The sequence below is a fragment of the Aeromonas media genome, from assembly GCF_020423125.1.
In the GTDB taxonomy this organism is placed as follows: Bacteria; Pseudomonadota; Gammaproteobacteria; order Enterobacterales; family Aeromonadaceae; genus Aeromonas; species Aeromonas media.
In genome coordinates, this window is record NZ_CP075564.1 from 2,432,261 (window position 1) to 2,457,436 (window position 25,176).

Annotated in this window: 17 protein-coding genes; 5 read left to right on the forward strand and 12 right to left on the reverse strand. The window is 61.2% G+C overall.

Annotated elements, in window-relative coordinates; all coding sequences use genetic code 11:
- The first annotated feature begins 225 nt into the window (after window positions 1–225).
- Entirely contained in the window at window positions 226–801 is a 576-nt protein-coding gene (locus KI797_RS11200; RefSeq protein WP_005324090.1) for a PilZ domain-containing protein, read from the forward strand.
- 40 nt (window positions 802–841) lie between these two features.
- Window positions 842–4,294: a transcription-repair coupling factor gene (gene mfd / locus KI797_RS11205; RefSeq protein WP_226173089.1), complete on the forward strand. Its 3,453-nt coding sequence runs from the start codon at window positions 842–844 to the stop codon at window positions 4,292–4,294.
- 78 nt (window positions 4,295–4,372) lie between these two features.
- On the opposite strand, the gene fbp is transcribed toward mfd, so the two are convergent.
- Entirely contained in the window at window positions 4,373–5,407 is a 1,035-nt protein-coding gene (gene fbp, locus KI797_RS11210) for a class 1 fructose-bisphosphatase (RefSeq protein WP_042650393.1), read from the reverse strand.
- A 372-nt stretch (window positions 5,408–5,779) separates the two neighbouring features.
- On the opposite strand from fbp, the gene KI797_RS11215 reads away from it, so the two are divergent.
- A complete protein-coding gene (locus tag KI797_RS11215; RefSeq protein WP_226169370.1) occupies window positions 5,780–7,396 on the forward strand; it encodes a peptide ABC transporter substrate-binding protein in 1,617 nt (538 codons plus the stop codon).
- 49 nt (window positions 7,397–7,445) lie between these two features.
- Here KI797_RS11215 and KI797_RS11220 read toward each other — a convergent pair whose 3' ends face one another.
- The 3 genes from KI797_RS11220 to sixA form a co-directional block, all read right to left on the reverse strand.
- Window positions 7,446–8,366, reverse strand: coding sequence for a DMT family transporter (locus KI797_RS11220; RefSeq protein ID WP_226169371.1), 921 nt, complete (start codon window positions 8,364–8,366; stop codon window positions 7,446–7,448).
- 197 nt (window positions 8,367–8,563) lie between these two features.
- Window positions 8,564–8,770: a DUF1107 domain-containing protein gene (locus KI797_RS11225; RefSeq protein WP_005324080.1), complete on the reverse strand. Its 207-nt coding sequence runs from the start codon at window positions 8,768–8,770 to the stop codon at window positions 8,564–8,566.
- A gap of 133 nt (window positions 8,771–8,903) precedes the next feature.
- Window positions 8,904–9,371, reverse strand: coding sequence for a phosphohistidine phosphatase SixA (sixA, locus tag KI797_RS11230; RefSeq protein ID WP_005324078.1), 468 nt, complete (start codon window positions 9,369–9,371; stop codon window positions 8,904–8,906).
- Between the two features lie 162 nt (window positions 9,372–9,533).
- Here sixA and KI797_RS11235 point away from each other — a divergent pair, with 162 nt between their 5' ends.
- Entirely contained in the window at window positions 9,534–12,308 is a 2,775-nt protein-coding gene (locus KI797_RS11235; RefSeq protein ID WP_226169373.1) for an insulinase family protein, read from the forward strand.
- Between the two features lie 300 nt (window positions 12,309–12,608).
- Here the strand turns inward: KI797_RS11235 and KI797_RS11240 are convergent, their stop codons facing one another.
- Window positions 12,609–13,256: a thiopurine S-methyltransferase gene (locus KI797_RS11240; RefSeq protein ID WP_226173092.1), complete on the reverse strand. Its 648-nt coding sequence runs from the start codon at window positions 13,254–13,256 to the stop codon at window positions 12,609–12,611.
- Between the two features lie 117 nt (window positions 13,257–13,373).
- Window positions 13,374–14,723: a leucine-rich repeat-containing protein kinase family protein gene (locus KI797_RS11245; protein WP_226169374.1), complete on the reverse strand. Its 1,350-nt coding sequence runs from the start codon at window positions 14,721–14,723 to the stop codon at window positions 13,374–13,376.
- Here KI797_RS11245 and KI797_RS11250 point away from each other — a divergent pair.
- Window positions 14,718–14,894, forward strand: coding sequence for a hypothetical protein (locus tag KI797_RS11250; protein WP_226169375.1), 177 nt, complete (start codon window positions 14,718–14,720; stop codon window positions 14,892–14,894). The genes KI797_RS11245 and KI797_RS11250 overlap by 6 nt on opposite strands.
- 598 nt (window positions 14,895–15,492) lie before the next feature.
- Here the strand turns inward: KI797_RS11250 and KI797_RS11255 are convergent.
- The 6 genes from KI797_RS11255 to KI797_RS11280 all read right to left on the reverse strand — a co-directional run bounded on the left by KI797_RS11255 (window position 15,493) and on the right by KI797_RS11280 (window position 25,157).
- Entirely contained in the window at window positions 15,493–16,473 is a 981-nt protein-coding gene (locus KI797_RS11255; RefSeq protein ID WP_026141915.1) for an IS5-like element IS5 family transposase, read from the reverse strand.
- 132 nt (window positions 16,474–16,605) lie between these two features.
- Window positions 16,606–16,776, reverse strand: a complete 171-nt coding sequence (locus KI797_RS11260; protein ID WP_226169376.1) for a hypothetical protein — start codon at window positions 16,774–16,776, stop codon at window positions 16,606–16,608.
- Between the two features lie 496 nt (window positions 16,777–17,272).
- Window positions 17,273–18,862 carry a glutamine-hydrolyzing GMP synthase gene (gene guaA / locus KI797_RS11265; RefSeq protein WP_182785603.1) on the reverse strand — a complete coding sequence of 530 codons (1,590 nt, stop codon included), beginning with the start codon at window positions 18,860–18,862 and terminating at the stop codon, window positions 17,273–17,275.
- Window positions 18,863–18,946: 84 nt separating this feature from the next.
- Window positions 18,947–20,410: an IMP dehydrogenase gene (guaB, locus tag KI797_RS11270; RefSeq protein ID WP_042650401.1), complete on the reverse strand. Its 1,464-nt coding sequence runs from the start codon at window positions 20,408–20,410 to the stop codon at window positions 18,947–18,949.
- A 274-nt stretch (window positions 20,411–20,684) separates the two neighbouring features.
- The gene (locus tag KI797_RS11275) at window positions 20,685–21,302 is read right to left on the reverse strand and encodes a YitT family protein (protein ID WP_226169377.1); all 618 of its coding nucleotides are present in this window, start codon (window positions 21,300–21,302) and stop codon (window positions 20,685–20,687) included.
- 648 nt (window positions 21,303–21,950) lie between these two features.
- Window positions 21,951–25,157: an alpha-amylase family glycosyl hydrolase gene (locus KI797_RS11280; protein ID WP_226169378.1), complete on the reverse strand. Its 3,207-nt coding sequence runs from the start codon at window positions 25,155–25,157 to the stop codon at window positions 21,951–21,953.
- Between the last annotated feature and the right edge of the window lie 19 nt (window positions 25,158–25,176).

Below are 25,176 nucleotides of genomic sequence, written 5' to 3' on the forward strand. Positions count from 1 at the left end.
CCGGAGCTGGCGCAATGGCCCATTCCCCCTGAGCCCAAGAGGCAACCCATGGTGCCATGTTTCACCCAATGCGCAGGCCCCTGCCGCCATGTTGCACGTCCCGCCGTGACGTGAGGGCCCAAGGGACGGCCGGAGATGGCGTCCCGCGCCAGGCTGGGGACGCCGCCGCGAGGCAAGGTCAACAGTGCTATAAAAAATCGTCTATGACAACAAGGGATAGCCTCCATGCAGGAACAGTTCTTCAGCGTCACCCATGCCACGCCGGTCAATGTGATCCCCATGCCGGCCGACTTTCACCTGCCGACGCTGGAGGCCCTTGACGCCGAGCTACCCGAGCCCTTTCGCATCGCCTCCGCCATCACCTCCATCGACCTGGTGAGCAGCCGCCTGCTGCGCAACCAGAACGAATCCATGCACGATCTGGTGGAGATCATCAATCAGCAATCCCGCAAGATCGACATGATCATGGGTTTCGTGCTGGCGGCTCAGGATCACCCCGAACATCGCTTCCACACCCTGCGCTTTGGCGCCGGTCAGCTCACCTACCTGCACCCGCGCCAGGGTCACGGCGAGCCGCCGCAGTTGCACCAGATAGTGCGGCTCAAGATCTTCCTGCGGGAAGAGGCCTCCGCCGTCTACTGCTATGGCGAAGTCAAGCAGCGGGAGCCCGGCGAGCATGGCACCCATGTGGTGCTCGACTATGTGCGGATCCGCGAGGATGACAGGGAGCTGCTGGTGCGTGCCAGCCTGCATGTGCAATCGAAACAGCTCAAGCTGCGTGCCCAAGAGCGTCAGCGCTAATCACAGCCAACGTCAACGTTAAAAGAATCGAACGATGCCAATGAAACTCCCCGCCTTGCCCGCCAAAGCGGGCCAGAAATTGACCCTGGGCCAGCTGGTCGGCAGCAGCCTGGCGCTGGTTGCAGCCCGCCTCACCCGGGAGGCCAACCGCCCCGTCCTGCTGGTGACTGCCGATACCCCGAGTGCCCTGCGCCTCGAACAGGAGTTGCAGTACCTGCTGGCCGACCAAGGCTGCCCGGTGCTGATGTTCCCGGACTGGGAAACCCTGCCCTACGACACCTTCTCCCCCCATCAGGACATCATCTCCCAGCGGCTCGAGACCCTCTACAGGCTGCCTCAGATGAGCAGCGGCGTGCTGATAGTGCCCATCTCCACCCTGATGCTGCGCACGGCGCCCCAGGCCTATCTCGACAAATACAGCCTGATGGTGACCAGCGGCCAGCGCCTCAACCTGCAACAGTTGCGGGGGCATCTGGCCGAGGCGGGTTACGTGGCGGTGGAGCAGGTGCTGGAGCACGGCGAATTCGCCGCCCGCGGCTCCCTGCTGGATCTCTTCCCCATGGGCAGCAACCGGCCCTATCGCATCGACTTCTTCGATGACGAGGTGGACTCCATCCGCCCCTTCGATCCCGAGAGCCAGCGCTCCAGCGAGCCGGTCAAGTCGGTGAGCCTGTTGCCCGCCCGGGAATTTCCCACCGACGAGGCCGCCATCGAGCTGTTTCGCGGCCAGTTCCGCGAGCAGTTCGAGCTGTCGCGCGCCGAGGGCTCCGTCTATCAGGAGGTGAGCAAGGGGCGCTGGCCCGCCGGCATCGAATACTACCTGCCACTCTTCTTCAGCCAGACCGCCAGCCTGTTTGACTACCTGCCGGACAACACCCTGCTGCTCACCGTGGGGGAGATCTACCCGGCGGCCCAGCGCTTCTGGAACGACATAGGCCAGCGCTATGAAGACAGGCGCTGGGACAATACCCGCCCCCTGCTGCCTCCCCAGCAAATTTACCTGCCGGTGGAGCAGCTGTTTGCGGCGCTGGGCCAGTATGGTGCCGTGCGCCTGCAGGAGGCCACCACCGACGGCGGCGCGGGCCAGCACGACTTGCCCATCGCCCCCCTGCCCGACCTGCAGCTCGATCACAGCAAGGATCAGCCCCTGCTGGCCCTCAGCCAGTTCCTGCAAGACTTTGCCGGCCGCACCCTGTTTGCGGTGGAGTCCGAAGGGCGGCGCGAGGGGCTAGGTGATCTGCTGGCGCGGATCAAGCTGCAACCCAAGGAGTTCGCCTCCCTCGATGAGTTCGTCGGGAGCAAGGCGCGTCATGGCCTGCTGGTCAGCCCGCTGGAGCGGGGCTTTCTGCTGGAACCCGCCGAGGCAGAGGCCCTGGCCCTCATCACAGAGACCGAGCTGCTTGGCGGCAAGATCAGAAGCAAGCGGCAGCGGGAGAAGAGCAAGAACCTGAGCTCGGATGCGGTTATCCGCAACCTCGGCGAACTGACCCAGGGCCAGCCCGTGGTGCATCTGGATCACGGGGTCGGCCGCTATCTCGGGCTCGAGACCCTGGATGCCGGCGGCCTGCCCACCGAGTTCCTCACCCTGGAATACGCCGGTGGCGACAAGCTGTTCGTGCCGGTCACCAACCTCCACCTCATCAGCCGTTACACGGGGTCGGATAACCCCCCCAGCCACAAGCTCGGCGGCGAGGCCTGGGTCAAGGCGCGGCGCAAGGCGGCGGAAAAGGTACGCGACGTGGCGGCCGAACTGCTGGATGTCTATGCCATACGCGCGGCGCGGGCCGGCTTTGCCTTCAAGCACGACAAGGAGAGCTACCGCCAGTTTGCCGCCAGCTTCCCGTTCGAGGAGACCGAGGATCAGCTCAATGCCATCAATGCGGTGCTGGGGGACATGTGCCAGGCCAAGAGCATGGACCGGCTGGTGTGCGGCGATGTGGGCTTTGGCAAGACAGAAGTGGCTATGCGGGCCGCCTTCGTGGCGGTGCACGGCGGCAAGCAGGTGGCGGTGCTAGTGCCCACCACCCTGCTGGCGCAGCAGCACTACGACAACTTCCGCGATCGCTTCGCCAACTGGCCGGTGCGGGTGGAGGTGCTGAGCCGCTTCCGCTCCGCCAAGGAGCAGACCAGCGTCTTGAAGGAGCTTGCCGATGGCAAGGTGGACATCATCATTGGCACCCACAAGCTGCTCGGCTCCGACCTCACCTTCAAGGATCTGGGGCTGCTCATCGTCGACGAGGAGCACAGATTCGGGGTACGCCAGAAGGAGAAGATCAAGGCGCTGCGCGCCGATGTGGATATCCTCACCCTCACGGCAACACCTATCCCGCGCACCCTCAACATGGCGATGTCCGGCATGCGGGATCTCTCCATCATCGCCACCCCGCCCGCCAAGCGGCTCGCCATCAAGACCTTCGTGCGCCAGCACGAGCCAGCCGTGGTGCGCGAGGCTGTGCTGCGGGAGCTCAAGCGCGGCGGTCAGGTCTACTACCTGCACAACGATGTGGAGAGCATCGAGAAGTGCGCAAGCGATCTCGCCGAACTGGTGCCGGAGGCGCGTATCGGCATCGCCCACGGCCAGATGCGCGAGCGCGACCTTGAGCGCATCATGTCGGACTTCTACCACCAGCGCTTCAATCTGCTGGTGTGCACCACCATCATAGAGACCGGCATAGACGTGCCGAGCGCCAACACCATCATCATGGACAGGGCGGATAACCTGGGGCTGGCCCAGTTGCACCAGTTGCGGGGCCGAGTCGGCCGCTCCCACCACCAGGCCTATGCCTATCTGCTCACTCCCCATCCCAAGCTGATGACCAAGGATGCGGCCAAGCGACTGGAGGCGATCGCGTCGCTCGAAGATCTCGGCGCCGGTTTTGCGCTGGCGACCCACGATCTGGAGATACGGGGCGCGGGCGAGCTGCTCGGCGACGATCAGAGCGGCCAGATCGAATCGGTCGGCTTCACCCTCTACATGGAGATGCTGGAGCAGGCGGTGGAGGCGCTGAAAAACGGCAAGGAGCCGTCGCTGGAGCAGCTGATGAGCCAGCACACCGAGGTGGAGCTGCGCCTGCCGGCGCTGTTGCCGGACGACTACATCCCGGACGTCAACATGCGTCTATCCATGTACAAGCGCATCGCCAGTGCGGCGGACGAGCAGGAGCTGCGCGAGCTGAAGGTGGAGCTCATCGACCGCTTCGGCCTGCTGCCGGAGCCGACCAAGACGCTGATGGAGATCGCGGCCTTCCGCCAGCGCGCCACGGCCCTGGGTATTCGCCGGGTAGAGATGAGCGATCGCGGCGGCTACCTGGACTTCACCCAGGAGACCAAGGTCAACCCGACTTATCTGGTAAAACTGCTCTCCGAGCAGCCACGTATCTATAAAATGGATGGACCGACCCGATTGCGCTTCCAGGTACCGAACCAGGACAGAGCCATGCGCCTGAAACTGGTGGATGCCCTGCTGACGGATCTCGCCAGCCACAGCCTCTAGTGGCTAGGAGCGCCAAACAAAACGGGAGCCATATCGGCTCCCGTTTTTTATGTGACTATCGCCGCGACACGCCTGGCATCACCCCTGACGGGCCGGATCCTCGTGGGCGGAGAATTCCCGCATGAAGGCCTCGGCCCGCTCCACCATCTTGGTGGAGCCCACGAAATAGGGGGTACGCTGGTGCAGCGCCGTGGGCTGGATATCCATGATGCGACCAAAGCCGTCGGACGCCTTGCCACCGGCCTGCTCCACCAGGAAGGCCATGGGGTTGCACTCGTAGAGCAGGCGCAGCTTGCCGTTCGGGGAGTTGGTGCCGGACGGATAGATGTAGATACCGCCCTTGAGCAGGTTGCGGTGGAAGTCGGACACCAGGGAGCCGATGTAGCGGGAGGTGTAGGGCCTGTGGGTCGCCTCGTCCCGCTCCTGGCAATATTTCAGGTACTTCTTCACCCCGTCCGGGAACTTGATGTAGTTGCCCTCGTTGATGGAGTAGATCTTGCCCTCCTCCGGGATGCGGATGTTCTCGTGGGAGAGGCAGAAGCAGCCGATGGAAGGGTCGTAGGTAAAGCCGTTGACACCAAAGCCCGTGGTGTAGACCAGCATGGTGGAGGAGCCATAGACAACATAACCGGCGGCCACCTGACGGTTGCCCGGCTGCAGGAAGTCCTCCAGGGTCACCCCGGCGCCCGGCTTGCTGACCCGGCGATAGATGGAGAAGATGGTCCCGACCGAGACGTTGACGTCGATGTTGGAAGAGCCGTCGAGCGGATCGATCAGCACCACATACTTGGAGTGGCGGGAGAGCTCGGAATCGAAGGAGACGAAGTCCTCCTCCTCCTCGGACGCCATGCCGCACACCTCGCCACGGGCCTCCAACGCCGCCTTGAAGCGCTCGTTGGCGTAGACGTCCAGCTTCTGCTGCACCTCCCCCTGCACGTTTTCGGCCCCCATGGAACCGATGATGTCCGCCAGCCCCGCCTTGTTGATCTCCCGGTTCACCACCTTGGCGGCCAGGCGAATGGAGCTGAGCAAGGAGGTCAGCTCGCCGGTCGCGGTAGGGTAGTCCGCCTGTTTCTTGACGATGAACTCGCCCATGGTGATCATGTTTCGCATTCTTGTTCCTTTAAGATCGTTTCCGTTGGCCGTTGAAAACGTTTGCAAGTGTCGGCAAAAAAAGTGCCGATCCTCGGCAGCGTTATTTTGTAACCCAATGTAACGCCTGTTTTTTGTTTTTGCAGCGAATTAAGCCGGCGTATAAATCACCAGAAAACCCCGTCAGTACGGCATGCAGCGCTGAAAAAAGGGCTTCGATTGGCGTCTTTCATCATGTTAATTCGTGACGAGAATGCTACTTCACACTTCCTGTCTCCACTCTTCCCCATCCGGCATTCGCCCCGCAATGCCAGTCGGTCCCCCTCTTGAGATCTCGCCATCAATCCCGCACACTGCTCTGGCTTTGGAAGCAAAAAAACATAAGGATATTCAATGAAAAGGACTCTCATTGCCGGTGCGGTTGCCGCCCTGCTCGCGCTCCCCGCGCTGGCGGCCCAGGTACCGGCCGGTACCAAGCTGCTGCCAGCAGAACAGCAAACCTTCATCCGCAACATCGGCACCGAACCCGCCTCCATCGACCCCCAGATGGTGGAAGAGACCGCAGGCAGCGACATCGTCAACGATCTGTTCGAAGGACTCTACACCCTGGATGGCGACGGCAAGTTGCAGCCTGCCGGCGCCCTGAGCTACGAGCTCGATCCCACGGGCACCGTCTACACCTTCAAACTGAGACCCGATGCCAAGTGGTCCAACGGCGAGCCGGTGACGGCAGCCGATTACGTCTATGGCTGGCAGCGGGCAGCGGACCCCAAGAATGCCTCCAACTATGCCTGGTTCATCGAGCTGACCGGTGTCACCAACGCCAGTGACGTGGTGCAGGGCAAGAAGAGCCCGGATGCGCTGGGCATCAAGGCACTCGACGCCCATACCCTGCAGATCACATTGAAGAACCCGGTGCCCTTCTTCCTGAAGACCCTCTCCCACTACACCACCTTCCCGGCCCCCAGGGCGACCATAGAGAAGTTCGGACATGAGTGGGTCAAGCCGGGCAACATCGTCTCCAACGGCGCCTTCGTGCTCAAGGAGTGGACTCCCAACGAGCGTCTCATCTCCGAGCGCAACCCCTATTACTGGGACAACCAGCATACGGTGCTGAACAAGGTGCTCTATCTGGAGATAGTCTCCGACACCGCCGCCTACAACCGCTATCGCGCCGGCGAGCTGCACTACACCAGCTATCCGCTGGAGCAGTACAAGCAGCTCAAGCAGCAGAGCCCGCAGGAGCTGGTGAGCGTGCCGACCCTGGCCACCTACTACTACGTGTTCAACACCCAGCGCAAACCGTTCGATAACCCCAAGGTACGCAAGGCGCTGTCTCTTGCCATCGACAGGGACACCATCACCGAGAAGATCCTGGGACAGGGCCAGCTCTCTGCCTTCAGCCTGACACCGCCCATTGTGGACGGCTTCGAACTCAAGCGCCCGGCGAGCGAGCTGATGAGCAAGGAAGAACGCATCAAGCAGGCCAGGACGCTGCTCGCCGAGGCGGGCTACGGGCCGCAGAATCCGCTGGACGTGGACATCCTCTACAACACCAACGAGGGGCACAAGAAGATAGCGCTGGCCATCTCCTCCATGTGGAAGCACAACCTGGGGGTCAAGGCCGAGCTCAACAACATGGAGTGGAAGACCATGGTGTCGGCCCTGAACGAAGGGGATTTCGGGGTGAGTCGCTACGCCTGGAACGGGGATTACAACGATGCTTCCACCTTCCTCGACATCATGACCTCCAGCAGCAGCGCCAACAGCGGCAAGTGGTTCAACAAGCAGTATGACGCCCTGCTGGCCAAGGCCCATGACGCCAGAGATCCAGCCGAGCGCAACCGGCTCTATCAACAAGCCGAAGCCCTGATCGATGCGGAGGCGCCCATCGCTCCGGTCTACTTCTACGTCAAATCCCGCCTGCTCAAGCCCAACATCAAGGGCTACCCCTATCAGAACCCGCAGGATCTGGTCTACTCGAAAGACCTCTATCTGACCGCGCAATAAGGTTCGCTATCCCGCATACAAAAAGACCGCCTTTCGGCGGTCTTTCTTCTTAATCTTCCCGGCAGGTGGCCATCGCGAGCCGGGCCCGCCGCCGCCCCCTCACCGGTTTGACCAGTAGTTGCGCCAGCAGCACGCCAAGCAGTGTCATCCCGCCACCGATCAGGTGATAACTGGTGAGCCGCTCCCCCAGCCAGCTGATGGCCAGCGCCGCCGTCATCACCGGCAGCAAGTTCATGAAGATAGCCGTACGGCTGGCTCCCAGCAGGGCGATTCCCTGCATCCAGAGCCAGGGTGAGAGGGCCGAGGTCGGGATCCCCGCATAGAGGATGAGCCAAAGCGCGCTGCCATCCGGCCATTTGCCATCCACCAGCAGGTAGAAGGGGGTGAGGAACAGCAGGCTGCAGAGCACCTGGCCGTAGAGCATGGACCAGTTGTCGAGCCCCAGATCCCAACGCTTGAGCAGCACGCTGTAGAGCGCATAGGTGGCCGCCGAGAGCAGCATGTAGACGGAGCCGATATGAATACCCTGGGTGAACAAGCGGGTCGGGTCCCCTTGCCCCAACAAGATGGCCAGCCCCAGGATGGAAATGACACCGCCTATCAGCGCGCCCCAGGTAGGGCGCTCGCGCAGCAGCCAGATACTGAGCAGCACCGTCATCAGCGGGGTCAGTCCCATCATCAGCCCGATCTCGGTGGCTCCCAGGGTCTGGGCCGCGTAGTAACCGAAGGTCTGGTTCAACACCATGCCGAGCAGGGCCAGCATGGCCAGCCGGGAGAAACCGGCCCGCAGCTGGTCACGCATGCGCCAGGCCCGCCGCGCGAGGAAAGGAGTCAGTACCAGGGCCGCCACCATCCAACGGGACCAGGCCAGAGCGGCCGGCGAGAGCACCCCCACCGCCAGCTTGCTGACGATGCCGTTGCCGGCCCAGATGGCCATGCAGGAGAAGGGGAACAGAAAGGCAAGGGGCATCGCTATGTCCAGAGAAAGGGGCGGATATTTCGCGGGAGTATAGAGAGGCAAACAGGATAAGCAAGCGCACTGATGCGGGGCGCGACAACCTCATCCAGAAATCGACTTGAACGGGCTCAAACTGCTTCACTCAGCCCCAGATACAATCATGCCCGCACAGGGCGGGCATGAGGGGGAGATGGCCATGCTGATGCAACTCAAGCGGCATCCATGTGCAGCCTCGATATCAACTCGTTGACTTCGAGCACCGTCTGACGATGGGGAATATCGGCTTGCAGTGGCATCATCAGCAGGCCCGACTGGAAATCGAAGCGCCCCCTGCCGTGGATGTAGATCCGTCCCTTGAAGAAGGTTTTGACATGCTTTGCCACCATCAGTGGCAGGTACTTCTTGAACACTCTCATCGTTTGCAACCTCTTGCAGTTGTATCCGTATGACAGCAGCTTATGCGAGATAATTCCGTTAAATTTGTATAAAAAACCGGAAAAATCGACTCTCTCTTCCCCAAAAAACCAATCTGTAACTTTTTATTAACTTTTATCGTATTGTATGCGGTCCTTCAAGCCAGAGCAAGACCCCCTTGCCATCTTGCCACTCGATGCAAGCCAGACCCGAGGTGGCAAACATGGGCGCACCTGCCGCCGGGCAGAGACTTTGTACCAGATACCCGACCAGGGGCAGGTGACTGACCATCAGGATATTGTCGTGGGTCGCCGCGAGCGCGGTGAGATAACTCGCCACGAAGGCCGGATCCCCGTAGGGGGTGATCTCGCCGCTCTCCTCGACCTTCAGGGCCTCGGGCAGCTCGGCAGAGATGGCCTGCCAGGTCTGTCTGGCACGCAGGTAGTTGCTGTGGATCACCAGGCTCAGAGAGCCTGTCAGCTGAGGGGCCAACCAGCCCGCCATGTGGATGGACTCTTCGATGCCTTGCTCGGTCAGTGGACGCTGTTCATCAGTCTTTGCGTTCATGCCAGCCTGGCCATGACGCATGATGTAGATTTTCATTACAACCTCGCCCAGGGGGCCTGTTTAAATAGCGGGGGGATCTTACCCCGCCATGCAGGGGGAAACAATTGCGCTACCTCTCAGAAAAGGGTTTGCCTCGTGAGATAGCGGGGTCGATAATCATGTTTAAATTCAAATAAATTCACCGCGAGTCACTCCCCAATGAGCCCATATGCCAGTCCCAACGACCATCGGCGGTATCACTATCTGGAGCTGGCAAACCGGCTCAGGGTCTTGTTGATCTGCGATCCCGAGACCGATAAATCGGCCGCCTCCCTGGCCGTCAACACCGGCCACTTCGATGACCCTGTCGATCGCCAGGGCATGGCCCATTTCCTTGAGCATATGCTGTTCCTCGGTACTCGTACTTATCCCAAACCCGGCGAGTACCAGCAGTTCATGAGTCGCCATGGGGGCAGCAACAACGCCTGGACCGGCACCGAGTTCACCAACTTCTTCTTCGACATCGACAACGGCTTCTTCGAAGCGGGGCTGGATCGCTTCTCCCAGTTCTTCATCTGCCCCACCTTCGCCCCCGAGTGGGTCGACAAGGAGCGCAACGCGGTCGACTCCGAATACCGCCTCAAGTTGCAGGACGACGTGCGCCGCAGCTATCAGGTGCACAAGGAGACGGTCAACCCGGCCCACCCCTTCTCCAAGTTCTCGGTCGGCAACCTGGATACCCTGGCGGATCTGCCCGGCCGGGATCTGCGCTCCGACCTCATTGCGTTCTACGAAACACACTACAGCGCGGATCGCATGGCGCTGGTGATGCTCTCTTCGGCATCTATTGAAACCCAGCTCGGCTGGTGTGATCGCTTCTTTGGCACCATTCTGGATCGCCGCCTGGGGCCTCCTGCCCTCTCGGCCCCCCTCTACCGGCTCGATGACCTCGGCATTCGCATCCAGATAGCCCCGGTCAAGGAGACCCGCAAGCTGGCGCTGACCTTCCCGCTGCCGAGCGTGGATGCCCTCTACGACAAGAAACCCCTCACCTTCCTGAGCCACCTCATCGGCTACGAAGGGGAAGGCAGCCTGCTCTCTCTGCTGAAGGCAAGAGGCTGGGTCAACCAGCTCGCCGCCGGAGGCGGCATCAGCGGTGCCAACTTCAAGGACTTTGGGGTGAGCTTCGGCATCACTCCCTTGGGGCTTGCCCATGTGGACGACATCATCGCCGACCTGTTCGGCTACTTGAAGCTCATCGAACGCGATGGCTTGCAGGCCTGGCGTTATGACGAGAAGCGCAGCGTGCTGGAATCGGCCTTCCGCTTCCAGGAGCGGGGCCGGGCGCTCGACACCGTCTCGGGTCTCGTGCTCAACCTGTTCAGCTATGCCCCGGACGATCTGATCCACGGCGACTACATGATGCGCGAGTACGATGAGCCACTGATCCGGCGCTTCCTTGCCAAGCTGACCCCCCACAACCTGCGCGTGACCATACAGGCGCCGGAGGTGAGCACGGATCGCCTCGCCCGCTGGTATCAGACCCCCTACAGCGTCCAGAGCATCACCGAGGCGGAGAAGATCCGCTGGCAGCAGAGCGAGCCGGATCCCGCCTTGCACCTGGCCTCTCCCAACCCCTTTATCAGCAGCCGCCTCGATGCCAGAACGCCGGCCCTCAGCGCCGACATGCCGGCCTGCCTGGTCGACCGCCCCGGCTTTCGGCTCTGGCATCTGCACGAGCACCTGTTTGGGGTGCCCAAGGGGAGCCTCTATATCTCCATCGACAGCGAGCATGCGGTCAGAAGCCCGCGCCACATCGCCATGGCCAGGCTTGCGGTGGAGCTGCTCACGGATCACCTCAATGCCCTCACCTACCCGGCCGAGCTCGCCGGGCTCGGCTACCAGATCTATGCCCATCAGGGGGGCTTTACCATCAACCTGAGCGGCTTTGCCGACAAGTTGCCGCTGCTGCTCGACATGATCCTCGGCAACCGTACCCTGGGCTACCCGGATCCGGCCCGCTTCAGCGAAATCAAGGAGCAGCTCATCCGCAACTGGGAGAACCAGTCCAAGACCAGGCCCATCTCCCAGCTGTTCAACCAGCTCACCAGTTTGCTGCAACCGAACAACCCGCCGTTCGAGCAACTGCTGCGCCACCTGCGCACCATAGCACTCGACGAGATGCCCGACTTCGTCACCCGGCTCTTTGCCGAGGTGCACATAGAGACCCTGGTGCACGGCGACTGGACCGCCGCCGAGGCGCTTGAACTGGCCGCCCTGCTGGAGCGTCACCTCGGCGTCAGCAGCCAGCCCAGTGCCGAGACCCGCCGCCCCCTCATCTCCATTCAGGACAGAGGCACCCTCATTCGCGAGCAGGGGTGTGAACACGAAGACTCGGCGCTGCTGGTCTATTACCAGTCCCGCACCACCCGGGCGCGGGATCTCGCCTGCTTCACCCTGGCCAACCACATCATGTCCTCCACCTTCTTCCACGAGCTGCGCACCCGCCAGCAGCTCGGTTACGTGGTGGGGGCCGGCAACCTGCCCCTCAATCGCCACCCCGGCCTCATCTTCTATATACAGTCGCCGGTGGCGGGGCCGCAGATCCTGCTGGATGCGGTGGAGGAGTTCATCGATCTCTTCCCGCTGGCCATGCTGGAGTTCACCGAGCAGCAGTGGCAGGACAGCAAGGCGGGGCTGCAGGCCCAGCTCAGCGAGCGGGATGCCAACTTGCGCAGCCGCGGCCAGCGGCTCTGGGTCAGCATAGGCAACAAGGATCTCGGCTTCGATCAGCGCGAACGGGTGCGCGAGGAGGTGGGCAGACTCAGCCGCGCCGATCTGGTGCGCTTTATCACCCAGTTGCGCTCACGCACCTCGGATCGATTGATCCTCTGCAGCTATGGCCTGGGCCACGAGCACGACGAGCGGATCACCGGCCAGTTCATCGACGATCCCCGGGCCTTCCGGCTCAATGCCGCCACCTTCGAGGCCTGATCAGGCCTCGACTCCCTCCCCACGGCAGATTGCGGGCAATAAAAAGCCGACCCCTGAGGGTCGGCTGGAAAAACCATAGTCAATTGCGACCAGAGCCGCCAAAAGTGAACATGAGCGTGAAAATCAGACACTGAGTCGATGAACGGCCGAATGGTTCAAACCAGAGCGTATCGGTCGACACCTGCAGTGATTGAGAAACAGCCTCATCTTAGGCATTCCCCCGATTTGTCACGTTGATCTATGTCAAAGGAGGTAAAGAAGCGCGCTTTTCCTCTTCAGTGGCGGGATCACGCAGTCACCTCAGCCCCGACGGATCAGGCGATAGGCCACCTCATCGAAATAGGAGAGCTGCCCCGAGCGCACCCTGGGGTGATCCAGCTCGGCGGCGCGCCCCAGCACTTCCACGCTAAAGTCGCGTTCGAACAGGGTGCGCACCTCCATCTCCCCCACCGAGAACGGCGGCTGTACCTGCTGCTCCGGCTGATACTCGAGGGTCACCAGCAGCACCTGACCACCCGCCTCGATGAGGCGGCTCATCAGGGTTGCATACTGGCGGCGCATGGCCGTCGGCAGGGCGATAAGGGCGGCCCTGTCATAGGCGAGCCGGTAGCGGCGGCCAAGCTCGGGGACGGCGAAGAAATCCCCCTGATAGATGCGCAGGTCGTCGTGCCGGTGGCACCGATAGGGGCCCACCTCGCTTGTCTCTGCACTCAGATTGTTCTCGTCAAAAAACTGGGTAATGGCGAGCTCGGAGAGCTCGAAACCATCCACCGGATGCCCCTGGCCGCTCAGCCAGAGCAGGTCGCGTGACTTGCCGCACAGGGGCACCAGCACGGGCTCACCCTGCTGCTGGGCCGACCACCAGGATTGCAGCCAGCGGTTGAAATCTGCCTGATGAAAGCCAATCCGGTTCTCTTTCCACTTCTGATGCCAAAACGCCGCTTCCATCATCTTCCTCTCGTCATCTGCATTGATGCATCAATATCACAACTTCATCGGAACGGCGCAAGCCTTGTTGTCCACTGCACCGGAAGAGAGGGCTCGATGAAGTCCAGGCGACTGCACTCAAGCACAGACGGGCTCCGCCGCCATGGTGGTGGACACAGCGTCTATCCGGGCAGCAATCTGTGCAAACGAGGGGCGCTGCAACACAGTCTCCAGGAGACACGCTTCGGCCAGTGAATGGAGCGCCCCAAGCGCCTCATCCCTGGGATGGCAGCGCGCCAGCAGCTCCTCCAGCAAACAGCCAAAGGCCCTGACCTCCATACGCTCGAGCCGGGCAGCCTGCTCGCGGTCGGCGCGGTCATAACAGGAGGCGGCGCCGAAATCCCCGAGCAGCACCCGACCCTGTTCCTGAAGAGAGTGCAGCAGGTTGTGGGCGTAGAGATCCCCGTGCAGGATGCCGCGCCCGTGCAGATGCAGCGCGGCGCTCGCCACCCCCTGCGCCATGGCAAGCAGCGCGGCCGGAGTGAAGGCCAGATCCGCCGGATAGACATCCCGGGTGCAGGAGTCCAGGCTCGGCGGCCCAGCCAGGTTGACAAACCCGGGGTCTATCAGCGTCATCACCAGGGCCGGCATGCCAGAGGGGTGGCCGCTCACTTGGCCCGCCACGCCGATGAGGTTGGGATGCCTGCCTGCGGCGAGCGACACCGCCATCTCGCAACGAGGCAGGCCATCGCTGGTCATGGCCCCCTTGAAGAGCTTGACTGCCACCCCCTGCGTCCCCTCATCAGAGCGCAGTGCTGCGCTGTGGATAACCCCGGACGCCCCCTGCCCCAGTGGCTCCCCCAGCGTCAACGCCTGCCAGGGGATCTCGGCCGCGGTTGTCGTCTCGCCGAGTCGGCGCTCCTGCTCGTCGCTAAAGGGGTTGCCTGCATAGGCCAACCAGGCGAGGCGCGGCAAACCGAGCAGCCACTCGGGAAGTGCCTCCAGCCGGTTGGCGGCGATGCGCAACAGCTCCAAACGCTGGCAGTTGGCAAGGCTCGCCGGCAGCTCGCGCAGGCGGTTGCCAGAGAGCATCAGCTTTTGCAGGGCGGCGCACTGCCCCAGCTCGTCCGGCAGCCGTTCGATGGCGTTGTCGGTCAGGATCAACCAGCGCGGCCCCGCAGGCAGTGACGCGGCGGGAACCGTGGCGATCCGGTTGGCCTTGAACCCCACCATGGTGAGTGCAGGGCAGCGCCCCAGCACCTCGGGCAGCTCGGTGAAGCGGTTCTCGGAGCAGAAGATAATGCGCAGCCTGGTGAATTCGGCCAGCTCGTCAGGGAGCCGATCCAGATCGTTGCCGGTGAGATCCAGCACCTCCAGCGTCTCTTTCAGGCTCAAAATCTCGCTGGGGAACTCCGTCAGATTTTCACAAAGCTTCAAATGGCGGGCACCGCACAGTTCACCTGCGCGCAGCTGTTCCAAGGTATGCATAACCGTTTCTCAATCCTGATGATCTGCCTGATGGCACAGCGACCATCAGCGCGCGCCGAACCTGCGTCCGGCAATTTTAAAGGGGGGCATTATAAAGAATTCGGGGCGCAGATCGTCCATTTTGTTGCTTTGGTGACGGACATGGCGAGCAACACCGCCCCAGCAGATTGACGAAACACGTAGGGTGCAATAAGCGCAGCGCATTGCACCACTTTCAGAGCGGCTTTGGGGCAAGGTATGAGGCACGATATTAGGGGTGCAATTCACGCTGTTCATTGCACCCTACGGACTTGGAGCTGGTATTTTTTATTCAAACCGCTGCTCGTGCTCCATATCCTCCCGCTGCTCTCGTTCTTTCTGGCGCTCGATAAGCTGAACCAAATTTTCTGAAACAGTTTGAGCCGTAGTCGAAATATCTGCCCTTTCATGTTCAACCAACTTGCGAATTGCCTCCGCTCTGGACTGCATTACTTTGGCTCGACTACCAGACCAAGATGAAGGAGTGACACGCTCAGCGAAAGTCTCCAAGACGACAACAGGATCCGACGAGGCTTCAAGTAGCCTAAGCGCAGACTCTGACATTTGCATCCTTTCAGCTTCTTCACACGGTTCCCACAGGCTAAGGAAGGTGCGAATAAGCGGGGAAATTCTTCTCGGCTGACTCAGTCATTTCATTTCTTCATGTTTGAGCCGATTTTTTCTCCCGTAAATGCCTTGAATCAGCCTATTTAGACCGTTTCTTCGCCATTTAAGGCGCTATTCCCAGTTTTTAGTGAGATCTCTCCCACTGACGTATCATTTGGTCCGCCCGAAACAGGTTGGCCAGCGTGAATAACATCGCCAGTTGGTTATCGTTTTTCAGCAACCCCTTGTATCTGGCTTTCACGAAGCCGAACTGTCGCTTGATGATGCGAAATGGGTGCTCCACCTTGGCCCGGATGCTGGCTTTCATGTATTCGATGTTGATGGCCGTTTTGTTCTTGCGTGGATGCTGTTTCAAGGTTCTTACCTTGCCGGGGCGCTCGGCGATCAGCCAGTCCACATCCACCTCGGCCAGCTCCTCGCGCTGTGGCGCCCCTTGGTAGCCGGCATCGGCTGAGACAAATTGCTCCTCTCCATGCAGCAGATTACCCAGCTGATTGAGGTCATGCTCGTTGGCAGCGGTGGTGACTAGGCTGTGGGTCAGGCCACTCTTGGCATCGACACCAATGTGGGCCTTCATGCCAAAGTGCCACTGATTGCCTTTCTTGGTCTGATGCATCTGCGGATCGCGTTGCTGCTCTTTGTTCTTGGTCGAGCTGGGTGCCTCAATGATGGTGGCATCGACCAAGGTGCCTTGAGTCATCATGACGCCTGCTTCGGCCAGCCAGCGATTGATGGTCTTGAACAATTGGCGGGCCAGTTGATGCTGCTCCAGCAGGTGGCGGAAATTCATGATGGTGGTGCGGTCCGGCAAGGCGCTATCCAGGGATAACCGGGCAAACAGACGCATGGAGGCGATTTCGTACAGAGCATCTTCCATCGCGCCATCGCTCAGGTTGTACCAATGCTGCATGCAGTGAATGCGTAGCATGGTTTCCAGCGGATAAGGTCGCCGGCCATTACCAGCCTTGGGATAAAACGGCTCGATGACTTCCACCATGTTTTGCCATGGCAGAATCTGCTCCATGCGGGACAAGAAAATCTCTTTTCTAGTCTGACGGCGCTTACTGCTGAATTCACTGTCGGCGAAGGTGAGCTGATGACTCATGATGAACCCTTTTTCATGGCTCCAGATGACAAACATGATCTCATATCAGGGACTTGTTCGCACCTTCCCTAGTAGTAGGTTTGGAGCAAACCGGCTGGAGGCTATTCCTCCCCGCCTTGCCCCTCAACCCAATCAGATCGGGGTGATGGAGGTGATATGGGCCGATCCATCCAGAGATTGGAAGATCTGCACCACGGCTTCCCCGTGGATCGGGTTGGGCAGCGGCACAGTGGTTTTGCATTTGAAACGGTAGTTGGTGCCGGCGACGACCTGGGTGGAGACTTCAAAGGGTACGTACTGCACCCCGACAAATCCTTTCAGCGTCTGGTCAAATACCGCCTGATCCTCGGCGGTCAGCTTGTAATATGGGTCTATCCACCCACCAACACGGCTTGTTCTGACATATCAAACTCTCCGAGCTCTATGATCCCGACTCGTTTGGGCGGTCGGGCTGCGCCCCGTTGATTCAAGTGGTTTCCGGTCTCCACCGGGGTGGGTTATCACAGCCGGTTGGCGCGATGACGATGGGCCCATTTGTGCAGCTATCTGCACGTGTCTCAGCCCTCCCCCTTGCCAGGAGCCGCTGTTGACAGCGGGCTCAATTGGCATAAAAGAGCCTGGTGCGGGATCGCAAAAATGCCCCTGTCACATATGACAGGGGCAAAGCGGTGAAAAAGCTGCTCGAAAAACGAATATGTGTGGCGCAAACGATTGGAAAAAGAAAAGGCGCCTCAAGGGCGCCTTTTTGACAGTTTTGCGTTATCGGCAGGAAAGCGTTAGCCGCTTATGCCCACGCCTTTTATTCCCACTCAATGGTTGCAGGCGGCTTGCCGGAAACGTCGTACACCACGCGGGAGATGCCGTTGATCTCGTTGATGATGCGATTCGACACGTGGCCGAGGAAGTCGTACGGCAGGTGGGCCCAGTGGGCGGTCATGAAGTCGATGGTCTCGACGGCGCGCAGCGCGATGACCCAGTCGTACTTGCGGCCATCGCCCATGACGCCGACGGAGCGCACCGGCAGGAAGACGGCGAACGCCTGGCTGACCTGGTTGTAGAGGTCGGCCTTGCGCAGCTCTTCGATAAAGACCGCATCGGCCTTGCGCAGCAGATCGCAGTACTCTTTCTTCACTTCACCAAGGACGCGCACGCCCAGACCCGGACCCGGGAAGGGGTGACGGTAGAGCATGTCGTAGGGCAGGCCGAGTTCGAGGCCGACACGGCGCACTTCGTCCTTGAACAGCTCGCGCAGGGGCTCCACCAGACCCATCTTCATCTCTTCCGGCAGGCCACCGACGTTGTGGTGGGACTTGATGACGTGGGCCTTGCCGGTCTTGCTGGCGGCGGATTCGATGACGTCAGGGTAGATGGTGCCCTGGGCCAGCCACTTGGCGTTTTTGAGCTTCTTGGCTTCGTCGTCGAACACTTCCACAAAGACGCGACCTATGGTCTTGCGCTTGGCTTCCGGCTCGTCGATGCCCGCGAGAGCTGACAGGAAGCGCTCTTCAGCATCGACCTTGACGATCTTGAGGCCGAAGTGATCGCCAAACATCTCCATGACCTGGGTGCCTTCGTTCAGGCGCAGCAGGCCGTTGTCCACGAAGACGCAAGTCAGGCGATCGCCGATGGCGCGGTGCACCAGCATGGCAACAACGGAGGAGTCCACGCCGCCGGAGAGGCCCAGGATCACCTCGTCGTCACCCACCTGCTCGCGGATGCGGGCGACGGCGTCGTCGATGATGGTGGCCGGGGTCCAGAGGCATTCGCAGCCGCAGATCTCTTTCACGAAGTGCTCCAGCATGCGGGCACCCTGGCGGGTGTGGGTCACTTCCGGGTGGAACTGCACGCCGTAGAAGCGACGGGCCTCATCGGCCATGGCCGCATGGGGACAAGTCGCGGTCTGGGCTATGGTGGTGAAGCCAGCCGGGATCTCGGTGACCTTGTCGCCGTGGCTCATCCAGACGTCCAGCAGTGCATGGCCGTTGTCGGCGATGGCGTCTTCGATGTTGCGCAGCAAGGCGCTGGTCTTGCCGGAGTGGCCCAGCACTTCGACCTGGGCATAACCGAATTCACGCAGGTTGGAGGACTGCACCTTGCCGCCGAGCTGCTCGGACATGGTCTGCATGCCGTAGCAGATGCCGAACACCGGCACGCCGGCATTGAACACGTACTCGGGGGCGCGCGGGCTGCCCGCCTCGGTCACGGATTCCGGGCCGCCGGAGAGGATGATGCCGCTAGGATTGAACTCGCGGATCTGCTCTTCGGTTACGTCCCAGGCCCACAGCTCGCAGTAGACGCCGATTTCACGGACGCGACGGGCGATGAGCTGGGTGTACTGGGAACCAAAATCCAGGATAAGGATACGGTGGGCGTGAATGTCTTTAGTCATTTTATTCCTGCATCAGGCTGATGTTGTCACAAAAAGCACGGGATAAAAAAATGGTGGAAAAACGGGGCGCAGGGCCCCGTTTTATCAGCCCATCCGGTAGTTGGGGGCTTCTTTGGTAATGGTCACGTCGTGAACGTGGGACTCTTTCATCCCGGCGCCCGAGATGCGCACGAACTCGGCCTTGGTGCGCATGTCGTCGATGGTGGCGCTGCCGGTCAGGCCCATGGAGGAGCGCAGGCCGCCCATCTGCTGATGGATGATCTCTTTGAGGCGGCCCTTGTACGGCACGCGCCCTTCGATCCCTTCCGGTACCAGCTTGTCGGCGGCGTTGTCGGTCTGGAAGTAGCGATCGCTGGAGCCCTTGGACATGGCACCCAGGGAACCCATACCGCGGTAGGACTTGAAGGAGCGGCCTTGGTAGAGCTCGATCTCACCCGGTGCCTCTTCGGTACCGGCGAACATGGAACCCACCATGACGCAGCTCGCGCCAGCAGCGATGGCCTTGGCCACGTCACCGGAGAAGCGGATGCCGCCATCGGCAATCACCGGGATACCGGTGCCTTCCAGGGCGTCGACGGCGTCGGAGATGGCGGTGATCTGGGGCACACCCACACCGGTCACGATACGGGTAGTACAGATGGAGCCCGGGCCGATACCTACCTTGACGGCATTGACGCCGGCGGCGGCCAGCGCCTTGGCGCCAGCGGCGGTGGCGACGTTGCCGCCGATGATTTGCAGGTCAGGATAGGCATCACGGGTCGCCTTGATGCGATCCAGCACGCCCTGGGAGTGGCCATGGGAGGAGTCAATCAGCAGCACGTCCACACCGGCTTCTACCAGGGCGGCAACGCGCTCTTCGTTACCGGCACCGGCACCGACGGCGGCACCGACCCGCAGACGGCCGCGCTCGTCTTTACAGGCGTTCGGCTTGCGTTCGGCTTTCTGGAAATCTTTAACGGTGATCATGCCCTTGAGTTTGAAATCGGCGTTCACCACCAGCACCTTCTCGATACGGTGCTTCTGCATCAGGGCAACCACCTCTTCGCGAGGGGCCCCTTCACGCACGGTGACCAGACGATCCTTCTGGGTCATGATCTGTTCAACGGTCTGGGAGAGATCGATCACGAAGCGCACATCACGGCCGGTGATGATGCCCACCAGCTGGTTGCCGTCAGTCACCACGGGGTAACCGGCGAAACCGTTCTTGTGGCTCAGCTCCTTGATCTGGGCGATGGTCATGTCAGGGCGTACGGTGACGGGGTCGGAGACCACGCCGCTCTCGTACTTCTTGACCTTGCGCACTTCGGCAGCCTGCTGCTCGATGGACATGTTCTTGTGAATGAAGCCGATACCGCCTTCCTGGGCCAGTGCGATAGCCAGACGGGCTTCGGTCACTGTGTCCATGGCAGCGGAAATCATCGGGATATTCAGGGAGATAGCAGACGTGAGCTTGGTACGCAGGTCGGCGGTATTCGGAAGAACAGTGGAGTGTGCTGGAACCAACAGTACATCGTCGAAGGTCAGCGCTTCTTTGGCAATCCTGAGCATGGCAATATCTCACCGTTGAGGAGTGGGGGTGTAAAATATTGCCGACAAATTTTACTCATGCATTGGCCAGTGGTAAAGAAGTTTTTTGAATTTTTTATGGCGTAGCCCGATTTAATACGACCAACGGGGCAAAAAACCAATAAATTCAGGCGTAACCATGCCTTTTTTCGCGACAAGATGATCTTTTTTGCCGTTGGCAGCCACATGCACGCCAAGTGCCCGTCGGGTCACTTTTTAACAATTCCCCTCCCTCACGCCCCGCAGGGGGCCGGACTCAGCCCCCCTGGTAGCGACCGGGTTTGTGCCAGTTCATCAGCATGGCGTTCATGGCGAGTGCGCTCAGGGTGGACCAGAGCAGCAGAGAGAGCGGCAGGGTGAGCAGGGAGAGGGCAAATACCAGCACATCGAGCACCATCTGGCTCTTTCCCGCGTTGATGCCGGTGCGCCTTTGCAGCCAGAGCGTCACCACGCCTATGCCCCCCACCGATGCATTGTGACGGGCCAGGGACAAGACCCCCATGCCGAGGAAGGTGCCCCCTACCAGGGCCGAAAACAGGGGGTGGACATAGCTCACCGTCAAGAGCAGCGGCACCGCCTGGGTGGCGGCCGAGAGGGCGACGTTGACGATCAGCGTCTTGACCATGAAAGCCCTCCCCATGGTGACGTAACCAAACACCAGGAAGGGCAAGTTGACCAGAAAGAAGAGCACCCCTATGGGCAGGCTGCTGACATGGGCGAGCAGCAGGGCTATACCCGCGATGCCGCCGGTGATCATGCCGGCACACTTGAGCAGATTGAGGCCGACTGCGATAAACATGACGCCAAGCACCATGCCGTAGACATCGTCCTTGAGGCTGTGGGCCAGCCCCTTGTCCACTGAGAGTGGCTGCATGGTCATTTCACCTTCCATATGACTCCTTAACACGAATTGATTGTGGCGTCCCTTGCCCGAAAACCAGGCCGCTCCGGCACGGGTGGCGGCGGTGCATTCAGCCTGCTGACACCAACCCCCGACCTTGCGGCCCCCTGCCCCTGACATCGCCATCATGGGCATGACAAGTCACAGCAAAAAGAGCGCCAATCAAAACAAGAGTCCGAGATACCATCAAAAATCGAATTTAAATTCCGTATAGCCATCAAGAAACAGATGGAACATACCAATCCGGGGATGGGCTACCCTGCTGGATCAGCATGTTTACCCAATCCACTCAAAAACATGTCGCGGTCATTCCTGATTAACCCGTTTATTCGGTGGATCATGCCGATTAAATGCCACTTTAAAGCATGTAAGATGCCCATCAGGAGGGAGCCATGGGGGTGATACGGCATGTTTCTGCGGGATTGGGCTCAAGGGCAAACAACAAGGAAATGCACCACATCGGGGCAAACGCACCAAATACGTGCAATTCTGGGCCCTGGGCTTGCCTCCCCCAGCGCGACCAGGGTGGGATGCACCTACCTTCATCCCCCGCTTCACGCCTCGGTGCCATAAAAAAGTCGGCCCCAAGGCCGACTCGCTGCACACCATGACAGGCTTCCCTTATTTGAGGTATTTGCCGTCAATCCCCACCTTGCCCGGGCCGTTCAACACCCAGACCCGGGCCGAGTAGGCCGGCACCTGGAAGCTCAGGCTGCCGTTGCTGACGCTCTGGCTCGCGCCGGTTACCGCGTCCCTGTAGGTGCCGTTCTTCAGGCCGCTCAGGCTTATCTGCTGGGCCGCGTTGGCCGCGAGGCCCACGGCGGCGTAGCTGCCTTGAGCGCTCAGGTCGCGCACGAAGCTGATGCCGCTCCCCAACTCGTTCACCTGGCTCATGGGCGCCTTCTGCAGGGCGGGCACCGCCTTGCGGATCTGGTTCAGGCGCTTGATGTGCTGATAGAGCGGGTGGCTAGGAGTCGCCGGGTTGTCCAGCACGTCCCCATAGTAGGCGCGACCGGTCTGATCCACCGTCATGGTGGCCCCGTCGATGTCTTGCGGCTTGCCGGCCTGGAACATCACCTCCTCCCCGTAGTAGAGGGTCGGGATGCCCCGCGCGGTCCAGAGCAGGTTGTAGGTCATGGCCGCATTGCCCTCTTCCCCGCCGTAGCGGTACTTGAAGTCGTTGTCCGGCCCCACGTCGTGGTTCTGGAAGAAGGTGATGAGCTTGGTGGCATCGCCATAGACCCAGTCCATCCCAAAGATCCCCCCCACCCCGCCAAAGCTCCCCTTGGTGACGTTGTCACGGAAGGTGGAGAAGAGGGAGAAGTCCAGCACCGAGAGGCCGGAATCACCCCCTGCGCGGGGATCCGCCGGGTTGGCCGTGGTGCGGGTATACCACCAGGGGCGGATCACCGCCGAGGCGTTGTCATTGGCCAGCTCAGAGCCCCAGCCGGTGCCCTTGACCAGGTTCTCACCAAAGACGAACAGCCCCGGCTTGTGGGCCTGCCAATCGTGGACATAGGTCAGCAGCTCGTCCCGCTCGATGTGCTTCAAGGTATCGATGCGAATGGCGTCCACTCCCATGTCGAGGTACTGGTGGATGGCGCCGTTGAGGTAATCCTTGACGTTCTGGTTGCCGGTGGCGAGATCGATGCAATCCCCCGCCATGTGCTTGCGCTGCAGGGCGAGCGGGCTCTCCCAGTCGCCGCCGGACATGAAGCCGTCCAGGTGATACCAGGCGGGATCCAGGGTCTGGGCGTCGATGCCAAAGAAGCGGTTCGGGTTGTAGCCTGCGCTCGGCACTGTGGCGCCGGTCTTGGGGTCCACCAGGGGCTGGGTGCCCGCCGGATCGGACTGGCAGCGGGCCTTGTACCAGTCGGGGGCCGCCGGGTTGTCGTCGTCACAGCGGTTGGCGCTGGCGTAGTCCCCGAGGTTGCCCTGATAGGGGCCGTTGTTGATGAGTCCCTGGCTGGAGCCTGCCGGCACGTAGTACTTGACCGGCAGGCGATCGATCCAGGTCTTGCCGCGCAGTCCGTACTGGCTCGAATGGTTGATCACCACATCCTGTATCACCTTGAGCCCCTTGGCGTGGGCGGCCTGGATGAACTCGCGATAACCGGCCCCCGGCGACTCCAGACGGGGATCGACCCGGTAGAAGTCGTAGGCGTGATAGCCGTGATAGTCGAGACCGGAGCGGTTCTCCACCGGCGGCGTCACCCAGATGGCGGTGAATCCGAGATCCTTGATGTAGTCGAGCTTCTCGATGAGCCCCTTGAAGTCGCCACGCCAATGAGGATCCCCCGCCTTGTAGCGGTCCCGATTGTAGTAGTTGTTGCTCCCATCCCCATCGTAGAAACGGGCGGTCAGCAGGAAGTAGATACTCTCGACGCGAAAATCGCCGCTCGCCACCGGGGTCTCGCCAATCTGATAGCTGAAGCTCTGCACCCCTTGATTGCCGCTGGCGTCGATGGCAAGGGTGCGGATCACCAGATCGGTGCCGCTGCCCTTGTCGCTGGCGAGAATGGCCTGACCGGCGTAGCGGGGGGATGCCGTGGTGGGGGTGCTGCCGTCCGTGGTGAAATGGATGGCGGGGGCGCTGTCGTTATCGTCGCTCACTCCCAGGGTGATGGACTGGCTATCCACATAGCTGCCCGGGGCCGGGGTGGCGGTCACGGTGGGCGCCTGATTGTCGGCGCCAGCGAGCGGTGCCGCCTCCAGCGTCTTGTCCTGGCTGTCGAAGCAGATGCGGTAACTGGTGTTGGCGCTCACCTTGTAGTCCTGGGCCGGGTAAGCCTCGGTCCAGTCCCCCTTGCGGTCAATCTTGAAGCGAGGGTTGCTGCTGCCAAAGGTCTGCTCGGTACAGAAGGTCACTCCATCCTCGCTGGTCATGGCGGTCAGGCCCCAATTGTTGGGGGTGCCGCGGAAATACCAGCTACCGCCGGTCTGGGCAGCGGCAACCACCAGGCTCACGCTGCTGCTGCTCCTGGCGCCCTGATCGTCGGTGACCGTCAGGCCATAGGTGAAGGTGCCCGCCTGAGCTGTGTTGACGCTGATACTCTCCGTGGTCTCACCGCTGCTCCAGAGATAGCTCGCTATCTGGCCGTCGGGATCCGTGGAGTCGCTGCCGCTCAAGGTCACGGCATCCCCCACAGCGACATTCAGGGTGCCCCCCGGGGTGATGACAGCGATGGGGGGCTGGTTGTCGTCCCCGAGCGCCGTGATGCTGTAGGCCTGGGTCTGGTCATTGACCTGGAAGCGAACATTGCCGGTGCCACTCCAGAGGATGTCGCCGCCGCTGCGCTCGAGCACACCATCGGCGTTGCTGTCGCCGAAGTTGATGGTCCAGTCCCCCGCCTGATCAAACTTGAGCCGCTGATTGGTCTTGCCATCCATGTAGGCGTCGGCCTGCCACAGGTGATCCGCCACCAGCGTCATGGGCAGGCTGGCCCAGCCATTGAAGGTGCCGCGCACGTTGAGCTGCGGCAGCGTGCTGGTAAACCCCGCGGCCTCGCAACTCGCCACCGCCGTGGTGGTGATGGCCTGGGTGCCGGCATGGATGCGGATCTGATAGGAGGTATTGGCAGTGACCGCGTAGTCGGCGCTCGGGTAGCTCTGTTGCCAGTTGCCGTATCGGTCGATTTTAAAGCGCGGGCCGCCGCTGGCGTCCCCGCTCACGAAGCGCTGGCAGGTATCAAAGTTGACGCCGTCCGTCGATGTCATGGCGGTCGCCGCCCATCCATTCGCGGTGCCCCGGAAGAACCATTCCGCCGCCGTGCTCGGCGCCGTGATCAGGGTTCCCAACAATCCGGCCGCGAGTATCCATCTAGCCATTGATAGTCCTTTATTTTCA